The organism is Rhodanobacter thiooxydans (assembly GCF_030291135.1).
Lineage (GTDB): Bacteria > Pseudomonadota > Gammaproteobacteria > Xanthomonadales > Rhodanobacteraceae > Rhodanobacter > Rhodanobacter thiooxydans_A.
In genome coordinates this window covers 526,461-549,102 of the sequence record NZ_CP127409.1, presented here as the reverse complement: position 1 = coordinate 549,102, position 22,642 = coordinate 526,461, and the positions used below count along the sequence as shown (strand labels likewise).

General features: G+C 68.2%; 15 protein-coding genes. 8 read left to right on the top strand and 7 right to left on the bottom strand.

Translation table 11 applies throughout. The annotated features are described in order from the left end of the window. The first annotated feature begins 51 nt into the window (after positions 1–51). The 8 genes from QQA13_RS02335 (at position 52) to QQA13_RS02300 (ending at position 11,518) form a co-directional block, all read left to right on the top strand. Positions 52–1,572: a transglutaminase-like domain-containing protein gene (locus tag QQA13_RS02335; RefSeq protein ID WP_108470646.1), complete on the top strand. Its 1,521-nt coding sequence runs from the start codon at positions 52–54 to the stop codon at positions 1,570–1,572. Positions 1,573–1,630: 58 nt separating this feature from the next. Then, a complete protein-coding gene (locus QQA13_RS02330) occupies positions 1,631–4,627 on the top strand; it encodes a TonB-dependent receptor (RefSeq protein WP_108470645.1) in 2,997 nt (998 codons plus the stop codon). Positions 4,628–4,711: 84 nt separating this feature from the next. Then, the gene (lysA, locus tag QQA13_RS02325; protein WP_108470644.1) at positions 4,712–6,016 is read left to right on the top strand and encodes a diaminopimelate decarboxylase; all 1,305 of its coding nucleotides are present in this window, start codon (positions 4,712–4,714) and stop codon (positions 6,014–6,016) included. After that, entirely contained in the window at positions 6,013–7,224 is a 1,212-nt protein-coding gene (locus tag QQA13_RS02320) for a dipeptidase (RefSeq protein ID WP_108470643.1), read from the top strand. Before lysA ends, QQA13_RS02320 begins: the two co-directional genes overlap by 4 nt. Positions 7,225–7,528: 304 nt before the next feature. Beyond that, on the top strand, positions 7,529–8,941 hold the full coding sequence (locus QQA13_RS02315) for a serine hydrolase (protein ID WP_428998025.1): 1,413 nt from the start codon (positions 7,529–7,531) through the stop codon (positions 8,939–8,941). Then, entirely contained in the window at positions 8,941–9,660 is a 720-nt protein-coding gene (locus QQA13_RS02310) for a M15 family metallopeptidase (RefSeq protein WP_108470674.1), read from the top strand. Before QQA13_RS02315 ends, QQA13_RS02310 begins: the two co-directional genes overlap by 1 nt. 32 nt (positions 9,661–9,692) lie before the next feature. Beyond that, entirely contained in the window at positions 9,693–10,751 is a 1,059-nt protein-coding gene (locus QQA13_RS02305; RefSeq protein WP_108470641.1) for a serine hydrolase domain-containing protein, read from the top strand. Next, positions 10,748–11,518, top strand: a complete 771-nt coding sequence (locus QQA13_RS02300) for an N-acetylmuramoyl-L-alanine amidase (protein ID WP_108470640.1) — start codon at positions 10,748–10,750, stop codon at positions 11,516–11,518. The genes QQA13_RS02305 and QQA13_RS02300 overlap by 4 nt, the downstream gene beginning before the upstream one ends. A 32-nt stretch (positions 11,519–11,550) precedes the next feature. Here the strand turns inward: QQA13_RS02300 and QQA13_RS02295 are convergent, their stop codons facing one another. The 7 genes from QQA13_RS02295 to pdsR all read right to left on the bottom strand — a co-directional run bounded on the left by QQA13_RS02295 (position 11,551) and on the right by pdsR (position 22,592). Next, positions 11,551–14,676: an efflux RND transporter permease subunit gene (locus QQA13_RS02295; protein ID WP_108470639.1), complete on the bottom strand. Its 3,126-nt coding sequence runs from the start codon at positions 14,674–14,676 to the stop codon at positions 11,551–11,553. Continuing rightward, a complete protein-coding gene (locus QQA13_RS02290; protein ID WP_108470638.1) occupies positions 14,673–15,854 on the bottom strand; it encodes an efflux RND transporter periplasmic adaptor subunit in 1,182 nt (393 codons plus the stop codon). Before QQA13_RS02290 ends, QQA13_RS02295 begins: the two co-directional genes overlap by 4 nt. Beyond that, complete coding sequence (locus tag QQA13_RS02285) at positions 15,844–17,412, bottom strand: efflux transporter outer membrane subunit (RefSeq protein ID WP_234411260.1); 1,569 nt, start codon at positions 17,410–17,412, stop codon at positions 15,844–15,846. Before QQA13_RS02285 ends, QQA13_RS02290 begins: the two co-directional genes overlap by 11 nt. A gap of 289 nt (positions 17,413–17,701) precedes the next feature. Next, positions 17,702–19,177, bottom strand: a complete 1,476-nt coding sequence (gene trpE, locus QQA13_RS02280; RefSeq protein WP_108470636.1) for an anthranilate synthase component I — start codon at positions 19,175–19,177, stop codon at positions 17,702–17,704. A gap of 122 nt (positions 19,178–19,299) precedes the next feature. Continuing rightward, positions 19,300–21,312, bottom strand: a complete 2,013-nt coding sequence (locus QQA13_RS02275; protein ID WP_108470635.1) for an ATP-binding protein — start codon at positions 21,310–21,312, stop codon at positions 19,300–19,302. 12 nt (positions 21,313–21,324) lie between these two features. Next, complete coding sequence (locus tag QQA13_RS02270; protein WP_199909800.1) at positions 21,325–21,915, bottom strand: hypothetical protein; 591 nt, start codon at positions 21,913–21,915, stop codon at positions 21,325–21,327. Further along, on the bottom strand, positions 21,903–22,592 hold the full coding sequence (gene pdsR, locus QQA13_RS02265) for a proteobacterial dedicated sortase system response regulator (protein WP_108470634.1): 690 nt from the start codon (positions 22,590–22,592) through the stop codon (positions 21,903–21,905). Before pdsR ends, QQA13_RS02270 begins: the two co-directional genes overlap by 13 nt. Positions 22,593–22,642: the final 50 nt, after the last annotated feature.

Genomic DNA, 22,642 nt, shown 5'->3' with positions numbered 1-22,642 from the left:
CAAGCGTGTTACACAGCGGTTTCAGGGGATTCGTTGCGGGGACGTTTGTCGATGGATACGTTGCTACCTGTCGCACCCAAAGTACGCCGCCATGCACGTGGCGCGCGCGTCGCCGCGTCCCTGCTCACCCTGTTGCTGGTCGCCCCGTTTGCCTTCGCCGGCACCGGCGGCAAGGCCGTCACCCCCATCATCGCCCAGATCGATGCCGGCCACTTCAAGGCGGCCGACGCGGCGATCAGCGGCGCCCTGGCGCAGCCCGGCCTGTCCGCCGACACGCGCAGTGCGCTCACGTTCCAGCGCGAACGGATGCGCCGCATCCTGCTCGACTTCACCTTGAGCGCCGACGACGTCAAGGCGCGCGTGCGCAAGCAGATCCCCGACCTCACCGACGCCGAGTTCGCGAAGTGGAACGCGGCCGGCCTGTTCGAGCACCAGCTCATCGACGGCAGGACGCTGTACTTCAAGCGCTCGCCCGGCAACCTGTTCCGGCTCAGCCCCGAAGCGGTGGCGCGGCGCGCGGTGCAGACACCGATCACCGACGGCCCGATGGAAGCGCTGAACGACCACCAGCGCGCGATCTACCGGGCCGCACTGGCCGAACACAAGAGCAGCGTGCTGCCGCAGCGCCTGCGCATGACGCAGACGCTCACCGTCAATGCCGACGCGGTGCCCGCCGGCGAAACCGTGCGCGCGTGGATTCCGTACCCGCAGGCGGTGCCGGGCCAGCAGGAAGACATCCGCTACGTGGCCAGCGTGCCATCGACACACCAGATCGCGCCCGCGTCGGCGCCGCAGCGCACGGTGTACCTGGAGAAGCCGGCAGTAGCCGGGCAGAAGACGGTGTTCTCGGTCACCTACGAGCTGACCCTGCTGGCGCAGTACCACGCGATCGACCCGGCCAGGGTCACGGTGGAGAAGATCACGCCGGCACTGGCTCCGTTCGTGGCCGAGCGCGCGCCGCACATCGTGTTCACCGACGCGATGCGCGCGTTCTCGCGCAAGGTCGTGGGCGAGGAGAAGAACCCGTACCGCATCGCGCAGAAGCTGTTCACCGCGGTCGACCAGATCCCCTGGGCCGGCGCGCGCGAATACTCCACCATCAGCAACATCAGCGACTACGCGCTGCACGCCGGCCACGCCGACTGCGGCCAGCAGACCCTGCTGCTGATGACCCTGCTGCGCCTGAACGGCATCCCCGCACGCTGGCAGTCCGGCATGGTCTATTCGGACGACGGCAGCCGCTACAGCAACATCCACGACTGGGGCTACCTGTACCTGCCGCCGTACGGCTGGGTGCCGATGGACGTCACCACCGGCCGCCTGCATCCGGCGCCTTCCGACGACAAGGCGCTGGAATGGTTCTACCTCGGCGGCCTCGACAACTGGCGCATCGCCTTCAACGACGACTACGGCCGCCGCTTCCAGCCGTCCAAACGGCAGTTCCGCTCCGACGACGTGGACTCGCAACGCGGCGAAGCCGAATGGCGCGGCGGCAACCTCTATTTCGATCAACTGGATTACGACTTCGACTGGCAGGTCCTGCCAGCGGCGCAGGGACGCGGCAGCAACTAACCAACCAGCAGCTTTTCATGAACATGGCATCGACGGCGTCGATGGGGAGATGGGGAACATGAGCAACACCCGGACATTGCGCAGGACCGTGCTCGGCACGGCGCTCGGACTGGCGCTCGCCGCCTTCGGCGGCCCGCAGGCGTACGCGGCCAACAACGACGGCTCGGTGGCCGGCCGCACCCAGGCCGGCGCCACCGTGGTGGTGACCAATCCGGCCACCGGCCTGACCCGCACGATCACCGCCGACAGCGACGGCAACTACCGCTTCCCGTTCCTGCCGGTGGGCCAGTACACCATCAACGCCAGCAGCAGCGGCCAGCCGGTGGGTTCGACGCGCAACGTCACCGTGGCGCTGGGCACCACCACCACGGTGGACCTGGGCGCGACGAACGCAACCAGCCTGGGCGCGATCAACGTCACCGGCTCAGTGCTGCCGGTGATCGACGTGAGTTCCACCGAGTCGGCCACCATCGTCTCGCGCGCCGACCTGGTGCGCCTGCCGGTGGACCAGAACGTCACCTCGGTGGCGCTGCTGGCGCCGGGCGTGGTCAAGGGCAACGCCGGCTTCGGCGGCATCTCCTTCGGCGGCTCCTCGATCGCCGAGAACGCGTTCTACGTCAACGGCCTCAACGTCACCGACTTCTACAACCGCAACGGCTTCTCCGAGGCGCCGTTCGCGTTCTACGACCAGTTCCAGGTCAAGACCGGTGGCTACTCGGTCGAATTCGGCCGCACCACCGGCGGCGTGGTCAACGCCGTGGCGCGTTCGGGCTCCAACGAATTCAAGGGCGGCATGGAGGTCACCCTGGAGCCCGGCAACTGGCATTCGCGGGCTGACGACCACTACGACGCCAGCGGCCATCGCTACCTCACCGCCAGTCGCGACCAGGACTCGCTGGTGAAGACGAACGTCTGGGCCTCCGGCCCGATCGTCAAGGACAAGCTGTTCATCTTCGCCATGTACGAGGCCCGTGGCAGCAGCCCGCGCAACACCAACAACGCCGGCACCACGCTGACCTCCAACAACTCGGACACCGGCTTCTGGGGCACCACCATCGACTGGAACGTCACCGACAGCAACGTGCTGCAGCTGATGGCCTTCTCCGACAAGAACAAGAACACCGGCGACGTCTACAGCTACGACTACAACAGCAGCACCCTCGGCACGCGCACCAACAAGGTCTTCAGCGACACCGGCGGCAAGAACTGGGCGCTGACCTGGACCAGCTACCTCACCAACGACCTGTCGATGAAGCTGATGTACGGCCGCAACGAGCGCGAGGCATTCACTCGCTCGCAGCTGGACATCGACTGCAACTACATCTCGGCGAACAACGCGTTCAGGGCGATCCACGACCCGGGCGTGCAGCTGGGCTGCACCAGCAGCTCCACCGTGTACAAGCGCAACGACACCCGCAAGCAGGCGCGTGCCGACTTCGAGTGGACGCTGGGCGACCACCTGCTGCGCTTCGGCTACGACCACGAGAACGACACCTCCGACTACAGCCGCCACTACGCCGGGCCGGGCGCGTACTACTACAACCTGTACGCCGCCAGCGCCGGCTCCACCATTTCCAACGGCGGCGTGGTGCCGGCCGGCTACGACGCCTACGTGCGCGCGCGGCGTTACGAGATCGCCGGCACCTTCACCACCAAGAATGCCGCGTACTACATCGAGGACAGCTGGCAGGTGGCGCCGAACCTGGTGCTCAACGCCGGCGTGCGCAACGACAGCTTCGACAACCAGGACGCCGCCGGCCGCAGCTACATCAAGATGAGCCGGCAGATCGCGCCACGGCTGGGCTTCTCCTGGGACATGAAGGGCGACGGCAGCACCAAGCTGTTTGGCAACCTCGGCCGCTATTTCCTGCCGGTGGCCAACGTGATCAACATCAAGCAGGCCGGCGGCCTGCTCGACGAGCGCACCTACTACGCGTTCGACGGCTGGAATTACCAGACCCTCAACGGCGTGCAGTACGCGATCCCGAAGCTTGGCCCGCAGATCGGCGCGGTCGACAATTCCCAGGGTGACGGCACCGTGGGCGACCTGCGCTCCGAGGTCGACAAGAACATGGACCCGGTCTACCAGGACGAGGCAATCCTGGGCTTCCAGCAGCTGATCACCTCGCAGTGGTCGTGGGGCGTCAGCGCCACCTACCGGCGCCTGCACAACGCGATCGACGACATGGAGATCAGCGCCACCGCGCAGTGCGGCGAGAACGGCTACATCGGCTGGGTGATGGCCAACCCGGGCAAGAAGGTCACCGTGTGGGGAGACACCAACTGCGATGGCACCCCTGACGGCTACCTCACCGTGGACACCTCCAAGGAAGGCTGGGCGATGTACGACGCCAGCGGCAACTACCTAGGCCAGCGCGGCTGGGTGAAGCCCAAGCGCACCTATGCCGCCGTCGAGCTGCAGCTGAACCGCGCGTGGGACGAGAAGTGGGCGATGAACGCCTCGTACACGATGTCGTGGAACCGCGGCAACGCGGAAGGCCCGGTCAATTCGGACACCGACTTCGACGACACCGGCCGCACCGAGAACTTCGACGATCCGTGGGTAAACCTGGGCGGCGACGGCTACCTGCCGAACGACCGTCGCCACCAGTTCAAGCTGCGCGGCACCTATGCGCTCACCCCGCACTGGCAGCTCGGCGCCGACGTGAACGCCGTCTCCGGCGGCCCGATCACCGGCTTCGGCGTGGGCAACCCCTACGACGCCACCAACTACCACAGCTACTTCATCTGCGTGCAGAACTGCGACTCGCCGGTATCCGAGAACCGCGTCTACGAACGCTCGCCGCGCGGCAAGTACGGTCGCCTGCCGTGGACTTTCACGCTCAACACCGGCATCAGCTACATCCAGCCGTTCAACGGCGGCGAGTTCCGGATCAAGCTGGCCGTCTACAACCTGCTCAACCAGAAGCACACCACGGCGGTGGACCAGGACCTGCAGACGTCCATCTCCAACTCCACCAGCGACACGTTCCGCCAGCCACTGGGCTTCCAGTCGCCGCGGTTCACCCAGCTGACCATGTCCGTCAACTTCTGATCGCCCTCCCCCGATCGCGGCCCGCGCAACTGCCGGGCCGCTCTTTTTTCCGGCATCATCACACCAACCACTGATAGCGAACCCATGTCCACGCAGACGACGAACCGCCCGACCGTGCAGGAAACCGCCCGGGAAGCGGACGGTGCCCCTGGCATGTTCGACGGCGTCGACCTGCGGCAACTGGCCGAACGCATCGCCACCCCCTTTCATGCCTACTCCGCCAGCGCGATCCATCGGCGCATCGGCGAACTCCAGGCCGCGCTGGCTGGCCTCGACGCCACCATCTGCTTCGCGGCGAAGGCCAATCCCAACCTCGCCATCCTGCAGTTGATGGCAAACGCCGGCGTCGGCGCCGACATCGTCTCGGTGGGCGAGCTGCGCCGCGCACTCAACGCCGGCATCCCGGCCGAACGCATCGTGTTCTCCGGCGTCGGCAAGAGCGCCGACGAGATCGCCGGCGCGCTCAACGTCGGCATCCTGCGCTTCAACGTCGAATCGCTGGACGAGCTGCATACCCTGCAGCGCGTCGCCAAGGCGCAGGATGTGACGGCACGCGCCGCGGTACGCATCAACCCCGACGTGGACGCGCAGACCCACGCGAAGATTTCCACCGGCAGGTCGGAGAACAAGTTCGGCGTCAGCATCGACGAGGCACGCCGCTGGTTCGCCGATCGCAAGCAGCTTAGCCACGTGCAACTCGACGGCCTGCACGTGCACATCGGTTCGCAGATCCTCAGCGTCGAACCGTTTCGGCTCGCGCTGCAGCGGGTCGCCGCGTTCTGGCGCGAACTCGAACAGGCCGGCCATCCGGTCAACAGCATCGACGTCGGCGGCGGACTGGGCGTCTGCTATCGCGCCGGCGTGGACCAGCCGGTGGCCGCGGCCGATTACGTGGGCGTGATCCGCGAAGCGTTGGCCGACTACCGCGGCAAGCTGCTGCTGGAACCGGGCCGCTACCTGGTCGCCGAGGCGGGCGTGCTGCTGACCCGGGTGATCCGCGTCAAGCCCGGCATCGAGCGCAGCTTCCTGGTGCTGGACGCGGCGATGAACGACCTGCAGCGGCCCAGCCTGTACGACGCCTGGCACGACATCGTGCCGGTAGCGGACGAGCCGCGCCCGACGACCACCTACGACATCGTCGGCCCGGTCTGCGAGACCGGCGACACCTTCGCCCGCGCCCGCAAACTGCCCGAGTGCGCGGCCGGCGACCTGTTGCTGATCAAGGCCACCGGCGCGTACGGTACGTCGATGGCCTCCACCTACAACTCGCGACCGCTGGCCGCCGAGGTACTGTTGCAGCGGGGCCGTTATGCCGTGGTGCGCCGCCGCCAGCACTTCGAGGAAATGATCGCCGGCGAACAGCCGGCCCGGAACTGGGAAACGCCATGAACACGACTGCCCGCCTCGCCATCCTCGCCGCCCTGGGCTTCGCCGCTGTGTTGCCCGCGCAGGCGCAGCAGGATCCGCCGGTCACCATCGACACCCACATCGACATCCCGTTCAACTACATGGGCGAGCCACGCTTCGACGTGGGGCATGACACCCGCCTGCTGGTCGACCTGGGCAAGATGGAGCGCGGCGGCCTGAACGCGGCGTTCTTCGTGGTCTGGGTGCCGCAGCACCAGCTCGACGCCGCCGGTTATGCCAAGGCGGTGCAACAGGCCAGCCAGAAATACGACGGCATCGGCCGCATGCTGATGATGTATCCCGACCGCATCCGCCTGGCCACCACACCCGAACAACTGATGGCCAACCGCAAGGCGGGCCTGCTCTCGGCCACCATCGAGATCGAGAACGCCTACTCGCTCGGCCACGACCTGCACCGCCTCGACGCCGCGTTCGACCGCGGCGCGCGTTCGGTCGGCCTGGTCCACGTCGGCAACAACGACCTGTGCACCAGCTCGCTGCCGGATACCGAACACGGCGAGCCGGCGATGAACAGCGCCGGCGACACCGGCATGAGCGACTTCGGCCGCGCCGCGGTCAAGCGCGCCAACCAGCTCGGCATGCTGGTCGACATCTCGCACGCCTCGGATCGCTGCGTGCGCGACGCACTCAAGGTGTCCGCCACGCCGCTCATCGCCTCGCACTCCGGCGCGCGCGCCGTACTCGACCACCCGCGCAACGTGCCCGACGACCTGCTGCGCGCGATCGCCGCCAAGGGCGGCGTGATCCAGGCGGTGGCGTACAAGGAATTCCTGAAGCACGACCCCGGCCGCGAGGCCGCCGAGAAAAAATTGCAGGAGGCCGTGGCGAAACAGGCCGGCGAGAAGGCATACGACAGCGACAATGACGACTACCGGCCCGAGATGGAAGCGGGCATGGCCGAGATCCAGAAAAAGTATCCGCTGGCCACCCTGGACGACTACGTGAAGCAGATCCGGCACATGGTGAAAGTCGCCGGCATCGACCACGTCGGCATCGCCTCCGACTTCGACGGCGGCGGCGGCATCACCGGCTGGAAGGACGCCAGCGAAACCCGCAACGTCACCGCCGCGCTGCGCAAGGCTGGCTTCAGCGACACCGATATCGCCAAGCTGTGGGGCGGCAATCTGCTGCGCGTATGGGGCGAGGTCGAGCGCCATGCGCAGCATTGAGCAACAAGGGGTCGACGCTCCCTCTCCCCTGCAACGCAGGGGAGAGTCCGAGAACGGTGCTTCTCCGCACGCTCGAGCCACCCCCTCCCAACCTCCCCCTGCAAGCAGGAGGAGGAGTCAGGAGCGAGGCACCGACGCCCTGCTCCCTCCCCTGCAACGCAGGGGAGGATTGGGGTGGGGTGCTCTTGCTTTTCTGCTCCTGCTCGCACCACCGGTCGCCGCCGCCCAATCCGCCAGCCGCGCTTACGACAAAATCGTCGACGCCGTCGTTGCCCGCTACCACCTTCCCGGCATCGCTGTCGGCGTGATCGAAAACGGTCAGGTCGTCTACACCCGCACCGTCGGCGAAACCGTCGCCGGCTCAGGTCAGAAGATCACTCCGCGCACCCTGTTCAAGATCGCCTCCAACAGCAAGGCGATGACCACCGCCCTGCTCGGCCGCCTCGTCGACCAGGGCAAGCTGCGCTGGGATGACCCGGTGACGGAGTACCTGCCGCAGTTCCGCATGAACGACCCGTGGGTCACCGCGAACATGCGCGTGGCCGACCTGCTCACTCACTCCAGCGGCCTGCCCGAGGGCGGCGGCGACCTGATGTTGTGGCCGGAGCCGAACACGTTCACCCGCGCCGACATCATCCACGGCCTGGCCTTCATCAAGCCCGGCTACAGCTTCCGCTCGCAGTACCAGTACGACAACCTGCTCTACGTGGTCGCCGGCGAAGTGGCCGCCGCTGCGGGCGGCGCGTCCTACGAAACGCTGATGCGGCGCGAGGTGTTCGCTCCGCTGGGGCTGGACCGCTGCCAGGTCGGTGCGTGGAACCGCGACACGGTCGGCGACGTCGCCACGCCGCATCGCCGCGACGCCGGTCGCAACGTGGCGATACCAGAGGACGCGGCGATCCCCGCGATCACCTCCGCAGCCGCCGGTGGCATCCGCTGCGATCTCACCGACATGCTGAGCTGGGCGCGCAACTGGCTGGTGCCCACGCACGCGCAGCTGCAGTGGCTGTCGCCGGTGCAGCGCGACGTGCTGCAGGCGCCGCACATGCTGATCCCTGTCTCCGCGCAACGCCGCGCTTGGGACCACACCCACGTGATGGCCTACGGCTACGGCTGGCGCATGGCCGACGTCGACGGCCAGTGGAGCGTGTGGCACACCGGCACGTTGAACGGCATGTACTCGATGCTGGCCCTGCTGCCGGATCGCCGCAGCGGCTTCGTGTTCATGATCAACGGCGACGCCGGCGACGCGCGCACCGTGCTCGGCGAGGTTCTGATGAAACACTTCACCGCCCCGGGCGACCATCGCGGCGTGGACTGGTATGCCGACGCGCTGGAGCAGCGGGCGAAACAGAAGCCCGCGGCAGCGTCCGCCATTGACACTTCGCGCCAGCAGCCGGCCAGCGCCGCCGAACTGGCACGCTGGAGCGGGCAGTATCGCGACCCGTGGTTCGGCGACGTCATGCTGTGCCCGCGCGATGGAACGATGCATTTCGCCGCCGCTAAGTCGCCGACGCTGGCCGGCACCGTGATGCGCTTGGGCGATCGCTACCTGGTGCACTGGGACGATTCGGCCGACCTCGACGCGTGGCTGGATTTCCAGGCGGCCTCCGGCGGCCGGCCGATCGGCCTGCGCATGGCCAAGCTCGATCCGCTGGGCGACTTCAGCTCCGATTACGAGGATCTCGATTTCCAGCGCGTCGGAGGTTGCCGCTGATGCGCCGCCCGCTCGCCGCCATCGCACTGCTCGGGGCCATCGGCTGGTCCGCCGCCAGCCTGGCGGACCAGCCGCCGACGCTGTCGCCGGCGAAGACCGCCGCCGCGGCGAACCTGGTCGATATCCGCACGCTGGTGCCGGACATCGCCGAGGACATCAGGTACGCCGGCAGCGACAACTTCGTGGGTACGCCGGTGGACGGCTACCTGGCGCCGAAGTGCCTGCTGCTGCGTCCGGTCGCCGAAGCGCTGGCGCGGGTCGAGCGCGAACTGCGCGCGCGGCAGCTGCGCCTGAAGATCTGGGACTGCTATCGCCCCGCCCGCGCGGTGGCGCACTTCGTGCGCTGGGCGCACGACCTGGCCGACCAGCGCACCAAGCCGCAGCACTACCCCACGCTGGACAAGTCGAAATTGCTCGGCGATTACATCGCACCCGTCTCCGGCCACAGCCGCGGCGCCACCATCGACCTCACGCTGGAACGCTGCGCCGCCGACGGCACGCGCTGCGAGCCGCTGGACATGGGCACCGACTTCGACTTCTTCGACGTGCGCGCGCACACCGACGCCCCCGACGTCACCGCGCAGCAACACGCGAACCGCCTGCTGTTGCGCGATGCGATGCAGCGCGAGGGCTTCCGCAACTATCCGATGGAATGGTGGCATTACACGCTGGTGCCGGAGCCGACGCCGCACACGCTCTACGACGTGCCGGTGCAATGACGGCACCGCGGAAAATCCAGGGGGAATCTGCCATGCGAAAACTGCTCGCCGGTCTTGCGCTGACCTTGCTGCTCGGCGGCTGTGCCAGCGACACCCGGCCGGTCGACCCGATCGACGCGCTGATGCAGCGCTACGCCGGCGACGTCCCCGGGGCCTCGCTGCTGGTGCTCAAGGACGGCAAGCCGATCATCCGCCGCAGCTACGGCCTGGCCAATCTCGAAAAAGAAGACAAGGCCACGCCGGCCAGCAACTATCGGCTCGCCTCGGTGAGCAAGCAGTTCACCGCTGCGGCGATCCTGCTGCTGGCCGAGAACGGCCGGCTCAACCTCGACGATCCGGTGCGCCGCTGGCTGCCTTCGCTGCCGGAAACGACGGCCACGGTCACCCTGCGCCAGCTGCTCACGCACACCGGCGGCCTGGTCGACTACGAAGACCTGATCCCGCCCGGCACCACCGCGCAGGTCAGCGACAACGACGTGCTGCGCCTGCTGTCCGCCACCTCGAAAACCTACTTCGCGCCGGGCACCACGTACCGCTACAGCAACTCGGGCTACGTGCTGCTCGGCCTGGTGGTGGAGCGCGCTTCCGGCATCAGCCTGCCGCTGTACCTGCAGCAGCGCATCTTCCGGCCGCTGCACATGGACCACACGCTGCTGTATGAGCGCGGCGGCCCCGACGTGGCTGATCGCGCCTACGGCTACAGCGAGGAGAACGGCCGCTGGACGCGCACCGACCAGAGCGTCACCAGCGCGACCCGCGGCGACGGCGGCATCTATTCCTCGATCGACGACCTGGCGAAGTGGGACGCCGCGCTGTACGACAACCGGCTGCTCAGCGACGCTTCGCGCAAGCTCGCCTTCAGCCCGCGCGTGAAGGTCACCGGCGAGCCGTACGAGGCCAGCTACGGCTACGGCTGGCGCATCACCGGCGACACCGTGTGGCATTCGGGCGAGAGCATCGGCTTCCGCAACGCGATCGTGCGCTGGCCGCAGCAGCACCTCACCGTGATCCTGCTCAGCAACCGCAACGAGCCGGAACCGTACCGCACCGCGCTGGCGATCGCCCAACCCTACCTGCAGCGAGCCCGATGAGACGTCCGCTTATGTCGAACCGCCTGCTGCGCCGCGCGACCGTGCTGGCGCTGGTCGCGCTGCTCGCCGCCTGCGCCCCACTGCCGCCGCGCAATCCGCTGGCGACCTGGGTGCCGTCGCCGAACCACGACATCCGCCGGCCGGTGCTGATCGTGCTGCACTACACCAACCAGCATTCGGTGCAGGAAAGCCTGGATACCCTGCGCACGAAGAACAGCGGCGGCCCGGTGAGCTCGCATTACCTGATCGGCGCCGACGGCCACATCTACCAGCTGGTGTCCGACCAGTTGCGCGCCTGGCATGGCGGCCCGGGGCACTGGGGCACGATCACCGACATCAATTCCGCCTCGATCGGCATCGAGCTGGACAACGACGGCGCGACGCCGTTCGCGCAAGCACAGATCGACAGCCTGCTGCGCCTGCTCGCCGACCTCACCGAACGCCTGCATATCCCGCGCACGCAGATCGTCGGCCACGAGGATTTCGCGCCCGCGCGCAAGGACGATCCCGGTCCGCTGTTCCCCTGGCCGCAACTGGCTGCCGCAGGTTTCGGGCGTTGGCCACAGGGCGTGCTGGTCGACCCGCCCGCCGGCTTCGACCCGTGGATGGCGCTGGCCGTCATCGGCTATCCACTGGATGATCGCGCCGCGGCGGTGCGTGCCTTCCACCACCACTTCCGCGGCATGGACGGCGACCAGCTCGACGCGCAGGACCTGCGCATCCTCGGCAACCTCGTGCAGCAGATCGAATCCGAAGGCGGCGGCTGAGCAAGCGGCGCCGGGCCACCCGGCGCCATCTACTACACCTGCAACCGATCCGCCGGTCGCGCCACCAGCGCATACAGCGCCGGCATCAGGAACATGCCGATCAGCAGTCGCGACAGCATGCCGGCCACGATCACCAGCGCGAACGGGCGCTGCGAGTCGGTGCCCACGCCGCTGGCGATCGCCGCCGGCAACAGGCCCAACGCCGCCACCAGGGCGGTCATCGTGATCGGACGCAGGCGAAGCACCGCCGCCTCGTGCACCGCCTTGCCGATCTGCATGCCGCCCAGGCGCAGTTCGTTGACGCAGGAAATGTAGACCACGCCGGTCAGCACCGAGACACCGAACAGCACGATGAAGCCGATGCCCGATGACACCGAGAACGGCGTGCCGGTGAGCCACATCGCCAGGATCGCGCCGAACGGCGCGGACAGCAGCACGCCGACCACGGTGATGAACGGGAACTTGAAGTTGCCGTAAAGCACGAACAACAGGCCGAAGATCAGCAGCAGCGTGAGCGGCAGGATCACGTTCATCTGCGCCCGCGAGGCGGTGTACTCCTGGTACTCGCCACCCCACTCCAGCCGATAGCCGTGCGGCAGTTTCACGTCGCGGGCGACTTGCGTGATCGCGTCGTTGACCGCACCGGCCAGGTCGCGCCCGCTCACCGAGAACTGCACACCGATGTAGCGCGAACCGTTCTCGCGGTAGATGAAGGAGGCGCCGTTGGCGACGCTGATGTCGGCCAGCTCCTTCAGCGGAATCTGCTGGCCGCCCGGCGTGGCGACCGGGATCTCGCCGATCTGCTGCGGGTTGTCGCGATACTGCGGTTCGAGGCGCACCAGCAAGTCGAACTGCTTTTCGCCCTGCGCCACTTCGGTGGCGACGTCGCCGCCGATCGCCGCCTCGATCAGCTTGTTGATGTCGTCGACATTGATCCCGTAGCGGGCGATCTTGGCGCGGTCGATCCTGATCGCCAGGTTTGGCTGGCCGAGTTCGTGCACCAGGGTCAGGTCGGTGATGCCGCGCACCTTCCCCATCACCTGCTTGATCGCCTTGCCCTTGGCCTGCAGCACGTGCAGGTCAGGTCCGTAGATCTTCACCGCCAGCGCGCTCTTCAGGCCGGTCTCGGCCTCGTCCACGGCGTCCTCGGCGGGCTGCGAGTAGTTGAACTGGATGCCGGGAAATACCTCGAGCTTCCTGTTGATCGCGTCGATCAGGTCCTGCTTGTTGCGGTACTTGCCGCCCCACTGCGAGTACGGCTTCAGACCGACGAAGAACTCATCGTTGAAGAAACCGGTGGAATCGGTGCCGTCGTCGGGCCTGCCCAATTCCGAAGTGACCGTGGTGACCACGGGGAACGAGCGCAGGATCTCGCGTATCTGCGGCGAGATCTTCGACGCTTCCTTGAAGGAAATGGTGTACGGCATGGTGGCACGCACCCACAGCGAGCCTTCGTCCAGGTGCGGCATGAACTCGGCGCCGATGCCGCGCATCATCACCAGCGCCAGCACCAGCAACAGCGCCGACGCCGCGGTCACCCGCCACGCATGGCGCTCGAAGCGCCCGAGCGCGCGCACGTACCACGCCTTGAACTTCTCGTAGATCGCGTTGCGCCGTTCGCGCACGCCGCGGCGCATGAGCAGCGCGCACAGCACCGGCAGCAGGGTCAGCGTGACCAGCAGCGAGCCGACCAGGGCGAAGATCATGGTGTCGGCCATCGGCTTGAACAGCGTGCCGGACGGCCCGCTGAGCACGTAGATCGGCAGGAAGCTGGCCACGATCACCGCCACCGCGTAGACCAGCGGGCGGTCGACTTCCGAGGCGGCGCTCTGGATGACTTCGCGGATGTTGAACTCGGTGCCCTGCCGCGCGGCCAGTTCGCGGTAGATGTTCTCGACCATGAAGATCGCGCCATCGACCAGGATGCCGAAATCCACCGCGCCGATCGACAGCAGGTTGGCCGACGCGTTCTTCAAGTCCAGGCAGACGAAGGCAAACAACAACGCCAGCGGGATCGTCACGGCCACGATCAGCCCGGCGCGCACGTCGTACAGGAAGAAGATCAGCACCGCGATCACCAGCAGCATGCCCAGCAGCAGGTTGTGCATCACCACGCCCTTGGTCTGCTGGATCAGGTTGGTGAGGTCGTAGAACGGGTGGACCTTCACGTCCCTGGGCAGGATCTCGCTGTTGAGCTCCTTCGTCTTCGCCTCGACCCGCTGCAGCACGTTCTCGGTCTTCGATCCGGTCAGCGCCAGGATCACGCCTTCCACCGCGTCGTCCTGGTTCATGTAGCCGAACTCGCCCAGCCTCGGCGCGATGCCGATCTCCACCGTGCCGACGTTCCTGACCAGGATCGGCGTGCCGTCGTGCACCGCCAGCACCACGTTGCCGATGTCCTGCACCGTCTCGAGCCGGCCCAGCCCGCGCACGTAGAAGAACTGCCCGCCCTGCGAATAGAAGCCGCCACCGGCATTGCTGTTGTTGGCGGCCAGCGCCGCCTCGACCTGCGCCACCGTCATGCCGAGCGCGGCGATCTTCATCGGATCGAGCAGCACCTGGTATTGCATGGTGCCGCCACCGAACCCGGAATCATCGGCCACCCCGGGCACCGAGCGGTACTGCGGCGCGACCACCCAGTCGTTGAGCGTCTTCAGCTCCATCGGCGAGCGATCGGTGCTCTGCAGCACGTAGCGATAGACCAGTCCGGACGGCGGCGACATCGGCGACATCGACGGCGCCACGCCATCGGGCAGCGTGATGCCGGGCAGGCGGTTGTAGACGCGCTGGCGCGCGAAGTAGGGATCGGTGCCGTCGGCGAAGGTCAGGGTGACGTCGGACAGGCCATACAGCGAAATGGAGCGCTTGGTGACCAGCCCGGGAATGGCGTTCAGTCCCAGCTCCACCGGCACCGTGATCAACCGCTCCACTTCCTCGGCGGAATGACCCGGCCACTGCGTGACGATGTCCACCATCGGCGGCGACAGGTTCGGGTACGCGTCCATCGGCAGCGTGTGGTAGGCCCACACGCCGGCCGCCGCCAGGCCCAGCGCCAGCAGCACCATCAGCATGCGTTGCTGCAGCGCGAACGCGACGATCCGGTTGATCAGCGACGTCGGGCGCGGCGACGTTCCCTCGGGTGGCGTTTGCTCGCTCATTGGGTCTGGATGAAGCGCAGGAAGATCGCGCCGTCCACCACCACCTTGTCGCCGGCGTGGAGGCCCTCGGGAATCACGAAGCGATCATCGACGCGCGCGCCCAGCGTCACCGCGTGCTGCGCGTAGCTACCGTCGGCCGCGACCACATACACGAACGGCAGGTTCTCGTCGTCGCGCAGCACCGCCGACACCGGCACCAGCAACCCCTGCTGCGCCTCGCTCGACTGGATCTGCACGCGTACGTACATCTGCCGCCGCAGCGTGCCGTCCGGGTTGTCGACCAGCACGCGCGCGCCGACCGAGCGCGTATCCGGGTCGACCACCGCACCGACATTGGTGACCTTGCCGTGGATCTTCGCGCCACCCGCAGCGGTATCGACCGTGGCCACGTCACCATTCCGCACCACCGCCGGCTCGTCACCGAACAGCTGCGCCATCACCCACATCGTCGAGGTGTCGGCGAGGGTGAAACAGGGGGTCGAACCCGCCGCCAGCAACTGCCCGGGCGCGATCGACTTCTCGACCACGGTGCCGGCGATCGGCGCGCGAATCACGCCCTGGCCGCGCGCCACCGGCCTGCCCTCGCGGATCGCCGCGATGGTCGGCTGATCGACATGCAGGGCCAGCAGCGCCTGCAGCGCGGCATCGCGATCGGCGTCCGCACCGATGGCATCGGATTGCGCCTGCGCATGTTCGCGCTGCGAGACCGCCTGGTGCGCGAACAGGTCGCGATCCCTGGCAGCCACCTGATCGGCAGCCTGCGCCGCAGCGAGCGCCTTGCGATAGGCGCTGGCCGCCGCCGCGAAGTCGGGGGAATCCACCCGCGCCAGCGGCTGGCCCTGTTTGACCTTTTCGCCCTGGTTCACCAGCACCTCGGTCACCGGGCCGGAGAACGGCGCCAGCACCTGGGTCGCGCGGTCGTGGTCGAAATCCACCACGCCGCTGGTTTCGATGCCGCGGTGGAAGCTGCTGCGCGCAAGGGTGAGCAGCTGGATGTGCTGGCGCTGCGCCGGCGTCAGCGTCACGTTCTGTGGCTTGTCGGTGGCGGCCGCGGCCTGCGGATCGGCCTTCGACGAGCATCCGGCGAGGGCTATCCCCGCCGCCAGCGCGAAGACCGACAACAGTATGGCCGTCGTTCGCGGCGTCGACGGCGCCACCGAAGGCAATTCATTTTTCATCGCTATCCCGGAATGCAGCGGCATGGGTTGAGGTGGGCGAAGCGGCAGCGGCAGTCCCGCCTTCGGCCCTGGTGTCGTGCCACCAGCCGCCGCCCAGCGCCTGGAACAACGCCGCCGTGTCGGCGTAGCGGCTCGCCTGCGCCTGCACCAGCGCAATGCGCGATTGCTGGTAGCCCTGCTCCGCACTGAGCAAGGTCAGGTAGCTGGCGTAGCCATCCCGGTACTGACGCTGCGACAGATCGAGCGTGAGTCTGGCGGCATCCGCGGCCGTGGCCGCGGCCTGCAGGCCCTCGGCGTCGTGCTGCAGCGCGGCCAGCGTATCGGCCACGTTCTGGAACGCGGTCAGCACCGTGCCGCGGTATTGCTCGGCCGATTCCACATAGGCCGCCTTGGCGGCGCGCTCCTGGTGCAGCAGGCTGCCGCCGTGAAAAATCGGCGCGGCGATATCGGCACCGATGCCCCAGAAGCCCGTGCCGGCCTTGAATACCTGGTCCATCGCCACCGCGGTGCTGCCCGCGTTCGCGGTCAACGAAATATTCGGCAACCGATTCGCGATGGCCACGCCGATATTGGCGCTGGCCGCGTGCATGTTCGCCTCGGCCTGGCGCACGTCCGGACGCTGTGCCACCAGGCTTGATGGCAGGCTCAACGGCAGTTGCTGCGGCAGGTGCAGGCTGGCCAGGTCGAATGCCTGCGTCGGCGCCTCGCTGGGCAACCGCCCTGCCAGAACCGCCAGCAGGTTGTTCTGCTGATCCAGCTGGGTCAGCAACGGCGGCAGCGTGGCCTGCAGCTGGGCCAGCTGTGATTCCTGCGCGGCAAGATCGAGCCGGCCGGCATAACCCTTGCTCAGCTGGTAGCGCAGGATGCCGACCATCTTCGTGTTGATCGCGATCAAGTCGCGGGTCGCGGCGATCTGCGCGCGCAACGAAGCCTGCTGCACGGCCGCGGCCACCACGTTGGTACTCAGCGTGATGCGGGCGGCGATCATCTGGAAACGCACGGACTGCTCCTGCGCCTCCAGCGACTCCACCGTGCGCCGGTTCAGGCCGAACAGGTCCGGCGCATACGAAATGCTGAGCTGCGGAGTGAAGAAGCTGTACAGATACTCCTGGGGCACCACCGGATAGTTCGGCCCGGGCGCAACCTGCTGTGATTGCATCTGGCGGGTGGCCGAGAAGCCGGCGTTGACAGCGGGGTAGTAGGCACCGCGCTGCGCCCGGGCATTCTCGTGCGCCACCGCCAACGCCGCCTGCGCGGCCTTCAGATCGGAGTTGTGCGCCAGCGATTGTTCGATCAGCGCATTGAGCTCGGTGGAATGGAACAGTGTCCACCACTGCGCGGGAATGTCGGCGGCGGGAACGAAGTGCTGGGGCTGCCCGCCCGCGACATCCGCGCTGGCGGTGGTGGCCGGCAGCGGGGCGGCGGTCAGGCTGCCGACCGTGGGCGCCGCGGGCCGCTGAAAATCCGGTCCCACCGCGCACCCGGCCATGCCCAGCACGGCGACCGTCGCAAGGAGGCGCCGCAGCGGCAACCGCGTCGCGGATGGCAACGAGCGCATCCGCCCGAGCATCGCTGCCCTCATGTCGACGATGCCGGCAAGCACTCGAACCAGAGGTTGTTCATTCGGACGCGTCTTGGCGAGAAGATCGGAGCCGCAACGATATAACGTACCAAGATCGCCGCGAAACCCTGCAAGAAATTGCGCCAAGGCGATGCGCAGGCAATCACGGAGCCCCACGCTCAGTCCCGCCCGTCGAGTCGCACCGCGAGCATCGGAACAGCCGTGCATGGAGCGCCGTTCGAAATGAATTGCAGGCTGGGCGAACCCGCCGGCGATGGCCGCGTGCCTACAAGCCCTTCGCCGCCTGCGCCACCGCGCGGAACAGCGCGCGGCCCTTGTTCATCGTCTCCTCCCACTCGGCGGCGGGATCGGAGTCGTAGACAATGCCGGCACCGGCCTGCACGTGCAGGCGGCCACCGTGGATCACCGCGGTGCGGATCGCGATGGCGGTGTCGGCGTCGCCCCACCAGCCGATCCAGCCGATCGCGCCGCCGTAGATGTTGCGCTTGGCCGGTTCCAGTTCCTGGATGATCTCCAGCGCACGAACCTTGGGCGCGCCGCTCAGGGTGCCGGCGGGGAACGTGGCCTTGAGCACGTCCATGTAGGACAGGCCGGCGCGCACCGTGCCCTGCACCTGCGAAACGATGTGCATCACGTGCGAGTAGCGTTCGATCGCGAACGAGTCGCTCACTTCCACGCTGCCGGTCTCGCTGATCCGGCCCAGGTCGTTGCGGCCGAGGTCGATCAGCATCACGTGCTCGGCGCGCTCCTTCGGGTCGGCCAGCAGCTCGGCTTCCAGCGCCTGGTCCTCTTCCTCGGTGGCGCCGCGCTTGCGCGTGCCGGCCAGCGGGCGCACCACCACCTTGCCGTCCTTGAGGCGCGCCAGGATCTCCGGTGAGGAACCGACGATCTGGGTCTCGCCGAGATCGACGAAGTACATGTACGGCGACGGGTTCAGCGCGCGCAACGCGCGGTACACGTCCACCGGCCGCGCGTTGAAGCCCACGCTTAGCCGCTGCGACGGCACGACCTGGAAGATGTCGCCGGCGCGGATGTATTCCTTCGCGCGCTCGACCATCGCCTCGAACTCGTCTTTGGTGAACGAGGATTTGAAATCACTCTCGTCCAGCGCGATCGACTGGGTGAGCTGCGGATACGACGCACCGCCCTGGCGCAGCCGGTAGACCAGCGCGTCGAGCCGGCGTTGTGCTTCGGCATACGCCTGTGGCTGCGAAGGATCGGCATGCACGATCAGATAGAGGCGGCCCTTGAGGTTGTCGAATACCGCCACTTCCTCGGCCAGCATCAGCAGCACGTCGGGCGTGCCCAGCTCATCAAAGCGATCCCACTGCGCCAGGCGCGGCTCGATGTAGCCGATCGTCTCGAAACCGAAGTAGCCGACCAGGCCGCCCGAGAACGCGGGCAGCTGCGGCAGCCGCGGCACGTCGTATTGCGCGCGCAGTTTCTCGATTTCCGCCAGAGGGTCGTCCAGTTGACGACGCTCGGTGACCTCGCCGGAGTCCTCCACTTCCAGCTCGTGCCCGCGCAGGCGGTACACCCGCTTCGCCGGCAGGCCGATGATCGAATAGCGCCCCCAGGTGGCGCCGCCCTCGACCGATTCGAACAGGAAGGTGTACGGCCCGTCAGCCAGCTTCAGGTACACCGACAGCGGGGTATCGAGGTCGGAGAACACCTCGCGCACCAGCGGGATGCGCGTATGCCCCTGGGCAGCCAGCGCGTCGAATTCGTCTCGGGGGATCACGGATAAGCCATCTTGTACGGAAGCGGGCTGCTGAAGATAGCAGGCTAGAGCAGTACGGGTATGGACGTCCAACGCAGGGGCACCCCCTCATCCTCTTCGCCAGCGCCGCCGGAGAACCGGAACTACAACCGCTGCCGCGGCATGCCGCGCAGGCGCAGCGAGAACGCCACGCCACTGCCGTCGTCGAGGTTGCGCGCGCTGGTCACGCCGCCGTGGCGTTCGGCGACCAGCCGCACCACGTACAAGCCCAGGCCCAGGTGCGGCGCGTCGCCGGGGGTGGCCTTGTCGCGCAGGCTGACCAGCGAGTCGAACAGGCGGCCATGCATCGCCGCAGGCAGTGGCGGGCCCTGGTTGGCCAGCTCGATCTCGGCGCCGTCCGGCGTGCTGCGTAAGGTAAGCCGCAGCCAGCCGTCGGGCGGGGTGAACGACAACGCGTTGTCGAGCAGCTTGTCCAGCGCCTGCGCGATCAGCTCGGGCGCGCAGTGCAGCTGCAGCGGTGCCTCCGGCAGGGTGCAGTCGAGTCGGCGCGCGCCGACCAGCGGGCGGTAGGCATCGGCACAGCCGCGCACCACCTCGCGCAGATCCACGTCCTCGGGTTCGGCGGCCAGGATCGAGCGCTCCATCCGGCTCGACTCGCTCATCGCGCGCACCAGTGCGCCGAGCCGCGCCACGCCGTCGCGGGCGCGCGCCAGGTACGGCTGCGCCTCGGCCGGCAACGCGGCATGCTCGAGGTTGTCCAGCGACGATTTCACGATCGCCAGCGGCGTGTTGAGCTCGTGCGACAGCTTCGAGGCCAGAGTGCGCAGGTAGTCGGTGTAGCTGCCGACCACCTCGAACAGCCGCTCGAAGCTGCGCGCAAGATCGCCGATCTCGTCGGGCGCGTCGGTCATCGGAAACTTGCCGCGCTCGAACAGGCCGTCCAGACGCCCATCGTTGAGCTGGGCGCGCTCGGCCGCGTTGCGCAGGCGGCCCAGCCGCAGGCTCAGCCGGGCGGCGAACAGCAGCAGGATGCCGCCGGCCACCAGCAGCACGCCGAAGCTGGTCAGCAACAGGCCGAACAACGCGCGGTTGGCCAGCAGCGGCACCGTGCGGCTGGCCTGCTCCAGCAGCAGCACGCCATCGACATGGCCGGCGTGCTCGATCGGCACCGCGGCGGCCAGCACCACGCTGCCGCGCTCCTCGCCGCTGCGCCATACCGCCACCGGCCGGCCGACAGCCGCCTCGGCCACTTCGCGGGTGTCCACCCGCGGCACGTCCTGCGACCACAGGCTCGCATCCTCCAACCGGGTCGCCAGCAGCGAGCGGTAGACCAGCGCGGCGAACCAGCCCGGCTGGCCGTCGCTGCCCGGCGCCGTGTTCAGGCGGCCGCTGCGTGCCAGCAGCCAGCCCCGCGGCGCCAGCACGCGCGCCTGCACGCGATCGGGCACCAGTTGCGCCAGTTCGCCGGCGAGCTTGTCCGAATAGCCGAGCAGGGGCCGCGTGTCGGCAGCCACCCGCTCGCCGCCACTCGCCGCGTCGTACACGCCGACGCCAAGCGCGCGCAGGTGAAGATCGCGCGGCAGGCGCAGTTCGACCCGGTAGCCGCTGCCATCTTCTTGCCATTGCGCGGCGATCGTCTCCGGCAAGCCGTCGACCGGCGGGTCCAGCGGCCGCGCGGTGAGCGGCCCCGGCGCCGCGCTGGCCAGCAGGTAGCGGCGCTGGCCGTTCGCGTTGCCCAGCGCGAGGATCAGGTGATCGGCCGCCAGCGCACCCGCGTCATCCGCATCGGCACGGCTGCGCCGGGTGGCGCGCACGTCGGCGTACAGGTACAGCCAGTCGTCGTCCGCAGCCAGCAGCAGCTTGCCGCGAGCACCCAGCGGCTGGCTCCACGGCGTCAGCGGCGCCCAGTCGTCGCCGTAGCCGTCCACGGTGATCGGATTCGGTGTCTGCTGCACGTACCAGCCCGGGCCGGCGGATCCCGGCGCCACCGCGCCGGTCACCACCAGGCTGCGTGCCACCACGCCGGCCGAGGCCAGCAGCGCCTGCGACTGCCCCTCGCGCAACAGCGTTTCCATCTGACGCACGTACAACCAGCCGGCCACCGGCAGCGCCAGCGTGCACAACGCGACCAGCAGCAGCTTGCGGCGCAGGGTCATCGGGGCCGGCGATCAGCGGCCATGCGCGGACGGCGTCACGGCATCCTTGGCCCAGCGCGTGGTCACCACCACGCGCATGAAGTCGTCGAGCAGCGCACGGCGCGACGGATCGGCGTCGTCGAACGCCATCGACCAGCTCAGCCGCACGCCGCTGGCCGCGCCCGGATCGCAGAACACCAGCACGTCGTCGATGTGGTCGCTACCCTGGTAGACCGAAGCCTCGCATGGCATCGCCGGATGCCGCACGGCGAAGCCGGACACCTTGCCGGCGGGGTCGTGCTGCAGGTAGCGCTTGCGGTCGGCCTGCACCTCGTCGGCCAGCGTGGCCAGCTGGCGCGGCCACACGTTGAGCACCATCACCCGCTGCGGCTTGCCGCTCCATTCACCCTGGTACACCACCGCATTGACGCCGATCGCGCGCGCGTAGGTGCAACAGTCGCGGGTCCAGCCGGTCGGCGTGGCCGCACTGATCGCCCAGGCCGGCGCGTCGCCATCGCGGGCGCCGCGCGCCAGCACGTCGTCATCCTTGCCGGCGGCCTGCGCCACGACGGCGAACAGCAGGCACGCCAGCGCCGGCAGCAAGCGCCGCCTCACGGCTTCCACCGGTAGCCGACGCCGTGCACGGTCTCGATCGCGTCGAACTCCGGCGCCACCGCGATGAACTTCTTGCGGATGCGCTTGATGTGCGAGGTGATGGTGGCATCGTCCACCACCAGCTCGGCCTCGCGCATCAGCTGGTCGCGGTTCTTCACGTGGCCGGGGAAGCGGATCAGCGTGTGCACCATCCAGAACTCGGTGACGGTGAGCGGGATCTCCTCGCCGTTCCAGCTGATGCGCATGCGCTCGGATTCCAGCTTCAGCGGCCCGTGCTCGATCACCGTCTCGCTGGACGCCGGTACCTTCAGCGACTCGATCCGGCGGAACAGCGCCGCGATGCGCGCGGCCAGCTGGTGCAGGCTGGTGTCCTTGCTGAGGTAGTCGTCGGCGCCCAGGCGCAGGCCGGAGATCACGTCGAAATCCGAGTCGCGCGCGGTGAGGAAGATCAGCGGCAGCGTGGCCGACTTCGCGCGCAGTTCGCGGCACAGGTCGAAGCCGCCCTCCGGCTCGTCGCCCAGGCCGATGTCGATGATCACCAGTTCAGGCAGGCGCATCGCGAACGCGCTGGACGCTTCCTGGCGCGAGCCGTAGCCGCGCGCGTCGTAGCCGAAGCGGTTCAGCGCCTCGACGTAGTTGGCGCGGATCAGCGGTTCGTCCTCGACGATGGCAATGCTGCGGCCCATGGCGCGCTCCCTGTGGTGGTGCGCGCAGCGTGCTATGCGGGCCGCGCGTA

Coding starts and splice junctions, on each gene's coding strand:
- QQA13_RS02295 (WP_108470639.1), bottom strand. CDS start 14,676: ATGAGCGAGCAAACGCCACCCGAGGGAACGTCGCCGCGCCCGACGTCG.
- QQA13_RS02330 (WP_108470645.1), top strand. CDS start 1,631: ATGAGCAACACCCGGACATTGCGCAGGACCGTGCTCGGCACGGCGCTC.
- QQA13_RS02310 (WP_108470674.1), top strand. CDS start 8,941: ATGCGCCGCCCGCTCGCCGCCATCGCACTGCTCGGGGCCATCGGCTGG.
- QQA13_RS02285 (WP_234411260.1), bottom strand. CDS start 17,412: ATGCGCTCGTTGCCATCCGCGACGCGGTTGCCGCTGCGGCGCCTCCTT.
- lysA (WP_108470644.1), top strand. CDS start 4,712: ATGTCCACGCAGACGACGAACCGCCCGACCGTGCAGGAAACCGCCCGG.
- QQA13_RS02305 (WP_108470641.1), top strand. CDS start 9,693: ATGCGAAAACTGCTCGCCGGTCTTGCGCTGACCTTGCTGCTCGGCGGC.
- pdsR (WP_108470634.1), bottom strand. CDS start 22,592: ATGGGCCGCAGCATTGCCATCGTCGAGGACGAACCGCTGATCCGCGCC.
- QQA13_RS02335 (WP_108470646.1), top strand. CDS start 52: ATGGATACGTTGCTACCTGTCGCACCCAAAGTACGCCGCCATGCACGT.
- QQA13_RS02300 (WP_108470640.1), top strand. CDS start 10,748: ATGAGACGTCCGCTTATGTCGAACCGCCTGCTGCGCCGCGCGACCGTG.
- QQA13_RS02320 (WP_108470643.1), top strand. CDS start 6,013: ATGAACACGACTGCCCGCCTCGCCATCCTCGCCGCCCTGGGCTTCGCC.
- QQA13_RS02275 (WP_108470635.1), bottom strand. CDS start 21,312: ATGACCCTGCGCCGCAAGCTGCTGCTGGTCGCGTTGTGCACGCTGGCG.
- QQA13_RS02290 (WP_108470638.1), bottom strand. CDS start 15,854: ATGAAAAATGAATTGCCTTCGGTGGCGCCGTCGACGCCGCGAACGACG.